General features: G+C 65.7%; 9 protein-coding genes. All 9 read right to left on the bottom strand.

The features are described 5' to 3' along the window. Positions 1-62: 62 nt before the first annotated feature. Positions 63-419 (bottom strand): hypothetical protein, encoded by a 357-nt coding sequence (locus JaAD80_RS14885; RefSeq protein WP_146012396.1) that lies wholly within the window; start codon positions 417-419, stop codon positions 63-65. Between the two features lie 22 nt (positions 420-441). Further along, entirely contained in the window at positions 442-2,706 is a 2,265-nt protein-coding gene (locus JaAD80_RS14890; RefSeq protein ID WP_308410613.1) for a M43 family zinc metalloprotease, read from the bottom strand. Between the two features lie 234 nt (positions 2,707-2,940). Beyond that, positions 2,941-3,414 carry a hypothetical protein gene (locus JaAD80_RS14895; protein WP_102295093.1) on the bottom strand — a complete coding sequence of 158 codons (474 nt, stop codon included), beginning with the start codon at positions 3,412-3,414 and terminating at the stop codon, positions 2,941-2,943. Between the two features lie 214 nt (positions 3,415-3,628). Beyond that, entirely contained in the window at positions 3,629-4,846 is a 1,218-nt protein-coding gene (locus tag JaAD80_RS14900) for an acetate/propionate family kinase (RefSeq protein WP_102295094.1), read from the bottom strand. Beyond that, the gene (locus tag JaAD80_RS14905; RefSeq protein WP_102295096.1) at positions 4,843-6,258 is read right to left on the bottom strand and encodes a bifunctional enoyl-CoA hydratase/phosphate acetyltransferase; all 1,416 of its coding nucleotides are present in this window, start codon (positions 6,256-6,258) and stop codon (positions 4,843-4,845) included. The genes JaAD80_RS14900 and JaAD80_RS14905 overlap by 4 nt, the downstream gene beginning before the upstream one ends. Before the next feature lie 9 nt (positions 6,259-6,267). Beyond that, entirely contained in the window at positions 6,268-8,496 is a 2,229-nt protein-coding gene (locus JaAD80_RS14910; protein WP_258003008.1) for a DUF3141 domain-containing protein, read from the bottom strand. A 102-nt stretch (positions 8,497-8,598) separates the two neighbouring features. After that, a complete protein-coding gene (locus tag JaAD80_RS14915) occupies positions 8,599-9,723 on the bottom strand; it encodes an ABC transporter permease (RefSeq protein WP_102295099.1) in 1,125 nt (374 codons plus the stop codon). Between the two features lies 1 nt (position 9,724). After that, the gene (rbbA, locus tag JaAD80_RS14920; protein ID WP_102295101.1) at positions 9,725-12,472 is read right to left on the bottom strand and encodes a ribosome-associated ATPase/putative transporter RbbA; all 2,748 of its coding nucleotides are present in this window, start codon (positions 12,470-12,472) and stop codon (positions 9,725-9,727) included. Continuing rightward, positions 12,469-12,979 (bottom strand): HlyD family secretion protein (locus JaAD80_RS14925; protein WP_146012397.1); only part of this gene is annotated, 511 nt, incomplete at its 5' end. The genes JaAD80_RS14925 and rbbA, both read right to left, overlap by 4 nt.

Below are 12,979 nucleotides of genomic sequence, written 5' to 3' on the forward strand. Positions count from 1 at the left end.
AGCCGGCGGCATAAAAAAGACAGGCTTGCCTGTCTTTTTTTTCGCCAGGACGCGGCCAGATGCTAGGGATTGCCTTCCCGGCGACGCGCCAGGCGCAGTATCTCGGGCGTGGCTTCGACGATTTCAATCACGTCCTGCTGCGCCGCCCGGGTGCCGGACAGCGCATAGCGGCCCGTGCCCAGGGGCAGCAATTGTGCGGCCGGCCCGGCGCGGGGCCGGTCGTCGGGACCGGGCGACATGCTGGTCATGCGCATGCCGCCGGCGGCCATGTTGCCGGCGCCGGCCTCGAATTCCAGCACCTTGCGCCCCTTGCGGCTGGGCGGGAAAGGAAAGGTGGCCGTGGGCCGGTACACTTCGACGCCGTCCGCATCCTCCTCGAACGAATGCGTCCAGCTGCCGCTGGGCAGTGCGGTGTTCATGCCGTGCATGCTCATTCCCCCCTCAGAAGCACGATACCACGCCGCCCAGGTTTTCATAGCCAGTCACTGAAGGCGACCATGCCGTGCCGTTCCAGGCCTTGTGGAACAGGGCGCCATTCGTGCCCGTGACAAAGACGTCGAGGCGGTTTTCCGCCCAGGCCGTGGCGCGCGGACGCGAGGTGCACACGCCTCCCAGGTTCTCAAACCCCGTCAGGGAGGGCGACCAGGCCGTGCCATTCCACGCCTTGTGATACAGCGCGCTGTCCGTGCCGATGACGAACAGGTCAAGCCGGTTGGGCGCCCACGACACGGCTTCCACTTCGCCCACGCAGACGCCGCCCAGGCGCTCGAAGCCATCGCTGGAAGGCCCCCATTTGGCGCCGTCCCACCACTTGTGGTACAGCGCGCCATCGGTGCCGGTGACAAACACGTCGAGGCGGTTCGGCCCCCAGGCCACGGCCTTCGGCGATGAAGTGCAGATGCCGCCCAGCCGTTCGTAACCGGTCAGCGACGGTCCCCATTTCGCGCCATCCCACCACTTGTGGTACAGCGCGCGGTCGCTGCCGATCACAAATACATCGAGCCGGTTCGGCGCCCATGCCACCGCTTCGGGCTGGCCCAGACAGATGCCGCCCATGGCTTCGTAGCCGGTCAAGGACGGTCCCCAGGCGCTGCCGTTCCACCACTTGTGATGCAGGCCGCGGTCGGTGCCGACGACAAACACATCGAGCCGGTTCGCTCCCCAGGCCACGGCGCGCGGATCGCCCACGCACAGGCCGCCCATGGCTTCGTAGCCCGTCAGCGACGGCCCCCAGGCCGTGCCATTCCACCATTTGTGGAACAAGCCGCTGTCCGTGCCCGTGACGAAGACATCGAGGCGGTTTTCTCCCCACGATACCACCTGCGGCGCGCTGGTCCCGATGCCGCCCTGCGCTTCATAGCCGATGGCGGACGGTGCCCAGCCCGCGCCATTCCAGGCCTTGTGGTACAGCGCGCGGTCGGTGCCCAGCACGAAAATATCGAGGCGGTTCGCGCCCCAGGCCAGCACCGGCGAGGAACTCTGGCGCGGCGTGGCGCCGCCACCGCCGCCACCCGTGCCGATGGTCGCGCGCGGGCCGTCGAGGCAAGCCTGCATGCGCGCCACCTGGCCCGTGGTGAACATGAACATGGCGGGATCGTCGACGTAATCCATGTAGTTCATGAACATGTCGCCATTCGGCCCGTTGCTGCAGGAAACGTGCGGGAACGATGGCTGCCCTGTATTCGGTCCGCCCTGGTTCGGCGTATCGGCCACGTTGTCCGTGCCCGAGCACCCGGTGCCGTCATCGCCCCAGATATGGTTCAGGTTCAGCCAGTGGCCGATTTCATGCGTGGCCGTGCGGCCCAGGTGGAAGGGCGGCGCGGCCGTGCCGCTCGTGCCGAAGGCCGATTGCAGGATCACCACGCCGTCGGTGGCGGCCGGGCCGCCGGGAAACTGCGCGTAGCCCAGCAAGCCGCCGCCCAGCTGGCAGACCCAGATATTCAGGTAGCTGTCGGCCGGCCAGGCATCCATGCCGCCCGTCGCCTGCGCCTTGACGGCATCGTCGGCGCCAAAAGACGCCAGCGTCGTCTCGCGCCGTTCGATGCCATTGGTGGCCGCGCCGTGCGGATCGGTCGTGGCCAGCGCGAATTCCACGCGCGCATCGGCCGTCAGCGGCAGGAACGGCGCCGGCGTGCTGGCCACATCCGGATTGACGCGGCGGAAGTCGCGGTTGAGCACATCGATCTGGCTGGCGATCTGCGCATCCGAGATATTCTGCGCCGCCGTATTCCACACCACGTGCACCACCACCGGGATGTGCGTCACCCCCGTGCGCCCGGCGATGGCGCCATCGGCGGCGTACAGGCCGGCCAGGTTTTCAATCTCGTCGCGCACGCTCGCATAGCCGGGATCTTCGCTCAGCAGGCGCCGGTGCACGTCCATCGTGGCGCAGGTGCGCACCTGCGGCGTGCGGCCCCCCTGCCCGCCGCCACCTGGCCCCATGCCGCCACCATTGCCGCCGTTGCCGCCACCGCCAGCGAATCCGGCATCCATGCCGCCGCCATCGGCCGATGGCATGCCACTGCCGCCCGCCATGCCCGGCGATCCCTGCGCCTGCTGCATGCCGCCAGCGGGCATGCCGCTGGGCGCGACGCCGCCGGCCTGGTCGACATACGACACGCCCGGGCGCGCACCGGGCATGGCATCGCCGGCATCCGTGCCGCTGCCATCGGCCTGCACATCGCCTTCGACCGGCATGGGCTGCATGGCGGACGTGGCGGGCGCGCCTGCCGCGGAACCGGTGGCCGGCGTTTTTTTTTCGGTTTGGAAGTGCTCATGATGTCTCCTTGGTCTGGTTGCCAACCCACTATGGCATGGCGACAAGGCGAGCATTTGCGCGGGATCAAGACTGGCAGCGGCTTTGGCGCAAGGTGACGGACGAAAAAAAAGACAGCCGAAGCTGTCTTTTGGGTGTGCGGGCCGCAGCCCGCAAACAGGGAATTACTTGGCGGCGGCGGCCTTGACTTCAGCATCGGCCTTGGCCTTGGCTTCTTCGGTTTTGGTGGCGGCGATGGCTTTATCCTGGTTCGCTTCCACTTTTTCCTTGGCCACTTTGGCGTCTGCATTCACGGCGGCCTTGTGTGCTTTGGCATCGGCCTTGGCGGCGGACTTGTCAGCCTTGGCTTGCGCCTTCATTTTATCTTCCGGATCGGCGTCGACCACCTTGTCGTGGGCCTTGGCCTTGGTTTTATTTGCCTTGTGCTGGGCGTCGGCTTTCTTTTCGTCAGCCTTCATTTCCGCCTTGGCGACATTGGCGTCAGCCTTGGCATCGACTTTGGCTTCCTTGTTGGCAGCCTTGTTGATGTCATGCTGCGCAGACGCCTGGGCGCTGGCAACAGCTGGGGTAACTGGCGTTTGCGCGATGGCAGCGGTGGCAAACAGGGTAGCGATCAGGGTGGCGAGTAATTTGTTCATGATGAGACCTTTCAATATGGATTCGAGTTATTTTTACTAAAGGCGGGCAAAATGTTCCAAATTTGCCAGGCACCGCGCTGTTTCTTGATGTAGCGCGATGGCATGACTTCATAGTAAAGATAACTCCCACACCGCACAGTGCGTTAGCGCACTCAAGGGGAAATATGTTCAATTCGGCAAATTTCCCGCCGAGCGCCGCAGGCCACCTAAAAACTCATGCCCCCACGGCCAGCGCCGCATGGCGGGCGGCCACCCACTCTTCGTTGGCCGGTTCCACGCCCACCACGATGCGGCTGGCGTCGCTGGAAATCAGGCTGGCGTTGCGCGCATTGGCATGCGCATCGAGCACGGGGCCGATGAAGCCCAGTTCGGCGCAGATGCGCTGGCGCAGCTCCGCGCTGTGCTCGCCGATACCGGCCGTAAACACCAGCATGTCCAGCCCACCCAGCACGGCCGTCAGGGCGCCGATCTCGCGCACGATGCGGCGGATATATAAAGCCAGCGCGGCGCGGATGCGCTCGCCCGTCGCATCCTGCCGGTCCTGCTGCGCCAGCAGGATGGGCGGGTCGGCCGATACGCCCGACACGCCCAGCAAGCCCGATTCGTGGTACAGCACATGCGCCACTTTTTCCAGCGACAGCTTTTCGATTTCCATCAGGTAGATGACGGCGCCCGGGTCGAGCGAACCGCAGCGCGTGCCCATCATCAGGCCGTCTAGCGCGGAAAAGCCCATGGTGGTGGCCACGCTGTGCAGGTTCTCCATGGCGCACAGGCTGGCGCCGCTGCCCAGGTGGGCCACGATGACCTTGCCACGCGCGACGGCGCCGAAGCGCTGCTCCAGCACCAGCGACTGGTATTCATACGACAGGCCGTGGAAGCCATAGCGGCGCAAGCCCCGCTCCCACGCATCGTACGGCAGCGCCAGCATCTGCTCGACCTGCGGCACCGTGTGGTGGAAAGCCGTGTCGAAGCACGCCACCTGGGCGATGTCGGGCCGTGATTCCAGCAGCACCTCGATGGCTTCGAGCGCGAATGGCTGGTGCAGGGGCGCCAGCGGCACAAAGCTTTTCAGGTCGGCCAATACCTTGAAGTCGATGCGCACGGGAGCGAAATATTTGCTGCCGCCATGCACCACGCGGTGCGCCACGGCGCGCAGTGGACGGCCTGCCAGGCGTTCGACGACCTTTTCGCGGATATGCGCCAGGGCCGCGTGATGCGGCTGCTGCGGGTCCAGTTGCAGGGCCTCTGCGGGCTGGCCGCCGGCACGGTAGCTGGCGTTTTCGCGGCCGATGCCTTCGACCTTGCCGCTCCATTGCGCCTGCTGCGGCAGCACGCCGCCGCTTTGTTCGAAGAGGGCAAACTTGATGCTCGACGAGCCGCAATTGAGCACCAGGATCAGGCTGCCATCGGCGTGTTGGACGGCGGTGTTCATGGCGGCGTGCTCCGATAATGGTTGGCCAGCATCACGGCAATGGCGCACGAGGCGATGCGGCTGGCGCGCGAATCGGCGCGGCTGGTGAGAATGACGGGGATTTTCGCGCCCAGCACGATGCCTGCACTGTCCGCGTCGCCCATGTATTCAAGCTGCTTGGCCAGCATGTTGCCGCTTTCCAGGTCAGGCACCAGCAGGATGTCGGCGCGGCCAGCTACTTCCGAGACGATGCCCTTGACGGTGGCGGCGGCGATCGACACGGCGTTGTCAAAGGCCAGCGGACCGTCGAGGATGGCGCCCGTGATCTGGCCACGGTCAGCCATCTTGCACAGGGCCGCCGCATCCAGGGTGGCCGGCATGTCGGCGTTGACCGTTTCCACGGCGGCCAGGATGGCCACGCGCGGCTGGGCCACGCCGATCACGTGCGCCAGGTCGATGGCGTTGCGCACGATGTCGGCCTTCATGGCCAGGTTCGGCGCGATATTGATGGCGGCGTCCGTGATGATGAACGGACGCGGATATGCGGGCGTCTGCATCAGGAAGCAGTGGCTGATGCGGCGCTTGGTACGCAGGCCGGCGCTGGCCACCAGCACGGCCGACATCAGTTCATCCGTGTGCAGGCTGCCTTTCATGATCGCCTCGACTTCGCCCTTGCCCGCCAGTTCGGCGCCGCGCGCGGCCGCCGCATGGCTATGCTCGACATCCTCGATGGCGATGCCTTCCAGGCTCAGGCCCGCCTCCAGCGCCACGGCTTCCAGGCGCGCGCGCGGCGCCACCAGCACAGGGATGATCAGGCCGGCCGCATACGCGTCAAGCGCGCCGGACAGGCTCAGTTCATCGCAAGGATGGACCACCGCCACCTTGATGGGACCGAGGGTGCGCGCATGCTCCAGCAGGCGGCGCGTGCCATCGCCGTTGTGCAGACGCACTTCCGGCAGGGTGGCCCGTTTGCGTTCGATCTGCTCGGCCGGCGCGATCACCTGCGCCTCGCCATCGAGCACCACGGCGCCATGCTGGTTGACGCAGCGGCAGGCCAGGGTCACGTGGCGACTGCGCGGATCGAGTGCCGTGACGGTGACGCTGATGGCCAGGGTATCGCCCACGCGCACGGGCTGCAAAAAGCGCAGGGTCTGGCCCGTGTAGACGGTGCCGGCGCCGGGCAGGCGCGTGCCCAGCACGGCGGAAATGAGGGCCGCACCCCACATGCCATGGGCGATCACGCCCTCGTAGCGGGTGGAAGCGGCAAATTCCGTATCCAGGTGCTGGGGGTTGTCGTCGCCCGACATCACCGCGAACAGGGCGATATCGTCCATGCTCAGGGTGCGCGTGATGCTGGCGGTATCGCCGATGGCGATCTGCTCGAAGGTGCGGTTGCGCACGATATTCAAATCATCGTCTTGGGTGGTGGTCATCTTGGCCTTCTAGGCAGTGGTAGTGTTCTTGGCGGGTTTGGCTTTTGGCTTCGTCGTCGGTACGGCTGCTGGCTTTGATTCTGCCACAGCGGGCGGCTGCGCTTTGTTTTGCGCCTTCGCGGCGCGGTCGAAGACGTCCAGCATCTGCCGCAGGCTCGCTTCCTCGTCCGGTGTCGGCGCTTCGGGCACCTGCAGCACCTGCTGCAGCCATTCGGCCAGCGCGCGGATGGATTCCGGTTCGGCGCCCGACAACAGTGTCGGCAGGGCGGCGACGGCGGCATCGAAGTCATGCATCATCAGGCGCGCCTGCTGGCGCACGATGTGACGGAATTCCTCCATGCTGAAGTCCTGCCGGTACTGCGGCTTGATCAGTTTCAGCGCCAGGTTGACGCGGCGCTCATCGGCGATCATGCGGAAGCGATAGATATAGAACAGCGCGCGCACGGCCGCTTCCACCAGGCCGCCCCGTTCCATGTCTTCTTCCATCTTGCGCGTTTCGCAGCGCACGTATTCGCAATGCTCGGGCGAGATGCCGGGATGGGGGCGCGGCGGTGTGGCGTCGCTGGGGCTCAGGCCCGCCAGGGCCTGCACCAGCGGCGAGCCGTACACCATGTCGAAAGTGGCTTCTTGCATGCTGTCGCGCCAGTCGCGCCAGCTGTTCAAGCCTGCCGTGATGGCGCCGGACACCGCCTCCTGCATGGCCAGCAGCGGATTGTCGGGCGCCACCGGCTGGCGGTGCGCGCGCACTTTTTCCGCCTCTTTTTCCACCAGCCTGGCCAGCGGATTATGGTCTGTCCAGCGTTCGTACGACACGCGCAGCGGATGCGACAGCTGCAGCAAGCGCGCCGTTTGCGGCGTCACCATGGCGCGCACCCAGGGCTGCGCGATGGTGCGGTACAGGGCCAGGTTGACTTCGGAAACGCGCGCGGCGGCGGCGAACTTGCGGTCGTTTTCCACGCTGGGCTGCACGATGGCGCGCACGTCCTCGATGCTGCGGCGCTCCACCTGCAGCACATAGTCGCCGCTTGCCAGGTCGGCGTTCGGCGTGTCGGGCGTCTTGTCGACGATCAGCGCCTGGTAGATGCCGGACGGCAGCAGGTTGATCAGGTCGATATTGCTGGCAAATTTCTGGTGCTCCTTGCGTCCCACCTTGGCCGAAACAAAAATACCCAGATGGCCGATGCTGTCATGCACGGCGTAGACGATAGTCTGGTCGTGCATCAGCACATCGTTGTCGTCGCGGTACAGGTCCGTGATCCAGCCCAGCGCCTGCGGCGGCGGCGTGATGTTGTCGCCGTTCGAGCAGAACACGACGATGGGCGAACGGATATTGCGCAAGTCCAGGCGCACGCCGTCGGAGGTGATCAGTTCGGCCGTCGCCAGGCGGTTGCCGATGAACAGATTGTCGACGATGTACTGCATCTCGACGTCGTTCAGGAAGACGTGGCCGCCCCAGTATTTTTCAAATTCCAGGTAGCGCGGCGCTTCCGTGTCGATGTTCGCGTACAGGTTGTACTGCTTGTTCCACAGCGTGTTGGCCGGGTTCAGGTTCTCGAAATTCTGCACCAGGCTGGCGCCGTCGAAACGGCCGTTGCCCAGGTCGCCCGCCAGCGCCGTGGCCCAGCTGCCTCCCATCAGGCCGCCCGCATAGCGCATCGGGTTGCGGCCATGCCAGCCGGCCCAGTAGGACACGGGCGCGCCAGCCACGATGATGGGGCCGAACAGGTCCGGGCGCATGGCCGCCGTCATGAGGATTTGCCAGCCCGCCTGGCAATTGCCGATGACGACAGGCTTGCCCTCGCTGTGCGGATGCAGGGCGATGACCTTTTCCAGGAACTGCGCTTCCGCATGCATGACGTCTTCCACCGTCTGCCCCGGTACCGGGTCGGGCAGGAAGCCGATGAAATAGCAGGGGTGGCCGGCGCGCAGGGCCACGCCGATCTCGCTTTCCGCCTTGAAGCCGCCGATGCCGGGGCCGTGGCCGGCGCGCGGATCGACGACGACGAACGGGCGTTTCGATGGATCAGGTTCGGGCGCGTCAGGCGTCAGGATGCGCGCCAGGCCATAGTTGACGGGTCGCGCCAGCTCCAGGCCCGACATCACCAGTTCGGCGGGGAAATCGAGCACGTTCGGTACTTCTTCGGCCAGGTGTTGCTGGTACTGGTTGCCGCGGCGGCGCATCACGTCCGCATACAGCACGATGCGCTGCCACGAGTCGCGCGCATAGTCGCCCAGCATGCCCAGCGACGGCAGGCCGCCGGTGGAGAAAAATGGTGCAGCTTCGGTTTTCATGGCTATCCTTTTCATGCAAACACACGCCGGACCATTCCGGCGCGGGGGCTACGCCATCTGGCTGATGGTTTTGCGAAAACGGGCAAGGGCAAACGTGAACAGGGCCGTGCCGATGGCCAGCAGGGCCAGGAACGGCTTCCACACCACGTCGATGCCGGCGCCGCGGTACAGGATCGCCTGGCTCAATTCGACGAAATGCGTGGTGGGCGCGATCAGCATGATGTTTTGCACCAGCTGCGGCATGCTTTCGCGCGGCGTGCTGCCGCCCGACAGCATCTGCAGCGGCAGCAGCACGAGGATCAGCAGCATGCCGAACTGCGGCATGCTGCGCGCCACGGTGGCAAGGAAAATACCCATCGAGGTGGTGGCAAACAGGTGCAGCGCGGCGCCGCACAGGAACAGGGCGATGGAGCCTTCGATCGGCACATGCAGCATGCCGCGCACCACCAGATTCAGCGACAGGGCGGCGGCCAGCAGCACCACCAGGCCCATGGACCAGACCTTGCCCAGCATGATTTCGGCCGGCGTCACGGGCATCACCAGCAAGTGTTCGATGGTGCCGTGTTCGCGCTCGCGGATCAGGGCCGCACCAGTCAGGATGATCGACAGCATCGTCACCTGGTTGATGATTTCCATCAGCGAGCCAAACCAGGCCTGGCTCAGCGAAGGATTGAAGCGCGCGCGCATCACCAGTTCCACGGGCGACACCGTCGCGCCCCGGTAGCGTTTGGCGAATTCGGAGATTTCACCGGCGACGATCTGCTGGATGTAGCCGCTGCCGCTGAAGGCCTGGCTCATGCGCGTGGCGTCCACGTTCAGCTGCAGCTCCGCCTGGCGCCCGCCCAGCACGTCGGCCTGCAACTTGGGCGGGATCGTCAGCACGAAGGTGTACTGGCCCGCATCGAGGCCCGCATCGACCTGGCTCTGGTTGATCATGGCCGGCGGCGTGAATTGCGGCGGGAAGAAGGCCGAGGCGATGCGCCCGGACAAAGGCGAGCCATCCTCGTCAACGATGGCGATCGAGGCCATGTGCAGGGTTTCCGGCTTGGCCGTGGCGGCCACGTAGATCGCCAGGGTGAACGTGTAGAGGATCAGGATCAGCATCATGGGATCGCGGATCAGGCTCCAGATTTCCTTCACGCCCAGGCGGTAGATGTTTTCAAGGTGGCGCATGTCAGCTCTCCTGTTTCTTCAGCAGCGCCACCGTCACGCCGAGGATCACAGGGATCGCCACGATCAATGGCCAGAACGAGGCGTGCAGGTCGCCGAAGCCCAGCGCCTTGTTGAACACGCCGCGGCTGATATTGAGCATGTGCGTGGCCGGATACATCAGGCCGATGGCCTTGCCCACGCCTTCCATCGACGAGACGGGATTGAGCAGGCCGGAAAACTGGATGGCCGGGATCATGGTGCCGATCATGGTCACGAACAGCGCGGCGATCTGGCTGCGCGTAAACGTCGAGGCAAACAGGCCGATGCCGGTGGCGCAGACATTGAAAATGAAAGTGGCGCCGATCAGGGTCGGCAGGCTGCCCTTGATCGGCACGCCGAAGGCGGTGACGGCCAGCAGGGCCATGAGGATGAAGTTGAACATGGCAAGCACCACGTACGGCACCTGCTTGCCGAGCAAGAATTCCAGGCGCGTGACGGGTGTCACGTACAGGTTGATGATGGAACCGAGTTCCTTTTCGCGCACCACGGACAGCGCCGCCAGCATGGCCGGCAGCATCAGCAGCAGCAACGGGATCACCGCCGGTACCATGGCCGGCAGGCTTTTCACGTCCGGGTTGTAGCGGTAGCGCGTCTCGATGGCGACGGGGTTGTTCATCGTCACGCCATAGCGGTGCAGGGCCTGGTCGACCAGCCACAGCTGGTGCATGCCCTGCACATAGCCTTGCACGGTTTCGGCGCGCATCGGCATGGCGCCATCGATCCAGGCGCCCACCTGGGCCGGCGCGCCGCGCTGCACGTCGCGCGCGAAGCCGGGCGGGATCTCGATGGCCAGCGACAGTTCGCCGCTGCGCATGCGCTGGTCGATATCGGCGTAGTCGCGCAGGGGCGGGCGCTCGATGAAGTAGCGCGAGCCGGTCAGGTTGTTCGCATAATTGTGGCTCAGGGTCGTCTGGTCGTGGTCAAGCACCGCATACGTCAAGTCCTCGACGTCCAGGCTGATGCCGAAACCGATGACGAACAGCAGCAGCACGGAGCCGCCCAGCGCCAGGGTCAGGCGCACGGGGTCGCGCCGCAGTTCCAGCGTTTCGCGCCACATGTAGCTGAGCATGCGGCCCAGGCTGAAGCGGCTGCGACGGTGTTCGGGCGCGGGCTTGGCCACCTCGGTCGCTGGCGTGGCCAGGGCGCTCTGCACCTGGGGCGGCGTGGCGCCGCCCGCCTCCTCCAGGTAGGAAATGAAGGCGTCTTCCAGGGTGGCGCTGCCGCGCTTTTTCACCAGTTCGGCCGGCGCATCGCTGACCAGCACTTTACCCGCATGCATCAGCGAGATGCGGTCGCAGCGCTCGGCCTCGTTCATGAAATGGGTGGAAATGAAAATCGTGACGTGGTCGCGCCGCGCCAGCTCGATCATCAGGCGCCAGAAATTATCGCGCGCGATGGGGTCGACGCCGGACGTCGGCTCGTCGAGGATCAGCATTTCCGGCTTGTGCACCATGGCCACGGCCAGCGACAAACGCTGGCGGATGCCCAGCGGCAGGCTGTCGGGCAAATCATCCATCACTTCGCGCAAGTCGAAGCGCTGCGCCATCTCGTCGACCCGCGCGGGGATCTCGCCTGCCGGCACGTGGAACAGGCGCGCGTGCAGCACCAGGTTCTGGCGCACCGTCAGTTCGCTGTACAGCGAGAAGGCCTGCGACATGTAGCCGACCCTGCGGCGCGTGTCGATATCGTTGGAATCGACTTCCTTGCCGAACAGCCAGGCCTTGCCTTCCGTGGCGGGCAACAGGCCCGTGAGCATCTTCATGGTGGTCGACTTGCCGCAGCCGTTCGAACCGAGGAAGCCGAAGATTTCACCGCGGCCGATGCGGAAATTCACATGGTCGACGGCGGTAAAATCGCCAAAGCGCATGGTCAGGTCTTTTGCCTCGATGGCGACATCCTGCGCGCTGGCCGCATCCAGCGGCGTGATGACGACAGGCTGGTGGCCCGCGCGCTTGGCCTCGGGCAGCAGCTTGATGAAGGCCGCTTCCAGGTTGCCGCTTTCGGTGCGCGCCAGCAGTTCGGCTGGCGTGCCCGTGTCGAGTACCTTGCCGTCATCCATGGCGACCAGCCAGTCGAAGCGCTGCGCCTCGTCCATGTAGGCGGTGGCCACCATCACGCTCATTTGCGGGCGCTGCACGCGAATGCCGGCGATCAGGTCCCAGAACTGGGCGCGCGCCAGCGGATCGACGCCGGTGGTCGGCTCATCGAGAATCAGCAGGTCGGGATCGTGGATCAGGGCGCAGCACAGGCCCAGCTTCTGCTTCATGCCGCCCGACAGCTTGCCCGCCGGGCGCGCCAGGAAGGGGTGCAGGCCCGTGCTCAGGGTCAGCTGGTCGATGCGGCGGCGCCGTTCTGCCGCGTCGTGGCCGAACAGGCGCGCGAAAAACTGCAGGTTTTCCTCGACCGACAGGGTCGGATACAGATTCTTGCCCAGGCCTTGCGGCATGTAGGCGATGCGCGGGCAGACGTCGTCGCGGTGGCGCGCGTCCTGCATGTCGCCACCGAGGGCCATGACAGTGCCCTGTTGCACGGCGCGGGCGCCGGCCACCAGCGACAGCAAGCTCGATTTGCCCACGCCATCGGGACCGATCAAGCCCACCATGCGCCCGGCCGGCACGTCCAGGTCGATGGCGTCGAGGGCTACCGTCTTGCCGTAATGCTGGCTGACGCCCTTGATGCTGACAACAAAGGAAGTGGCCGCTGCACTCACTGCGGAACCTTCGCCGTCAGTTCAGCGGGCCATGGCTGCTTGGCATCGAGACGCACCCAGGCCACGCCGGGCAGCCCCACCTTGACCAGCGCCAGGTGCTTTTGCAGCAGCTCGCGGCTGATCTGCGCTTTTACCCGGAACATCAGTTTCTGGCGCTCGCTGGCCGTTTCCACCGTCTTCGGCGTGAACTGCGCGCTAGCGGCGACAAACGAGATCGTCGCCGGAATCACGTAACTGGGTGCCGCGTCGAGGATGATGCGCACTTCGCCGCCCAGCGCCACCTTGCCGGCCGCCGTCTCGGGCAGGAAGAAGGTCATGTAAACATCGGACAGGTCGACCAGGTTGAGCACCTTGCCGCCGCCCGCCAGCACCTCGCCCTGCTGCGCCACCAGGTATTGCACGCGGCCGTCGCGCGGCGCCGTCAGCTGGCCATCGGCCAGGTCGGAATCGATGCGCGCCGTGGTCGCCTCGGCGGCCACGACGGCCGAACGCGAACCGACCACCTGC

Origin of the sequence: Janthinobacterium sp. AD80, assembly GCF_002878455.1 — a bacterium.
Classification (GTDB): Bacteria; Pseudomonadota; Gammaproteobacteria; order Burkholderiales; family Burkholderiaceae_D; genus Janthinobacterium.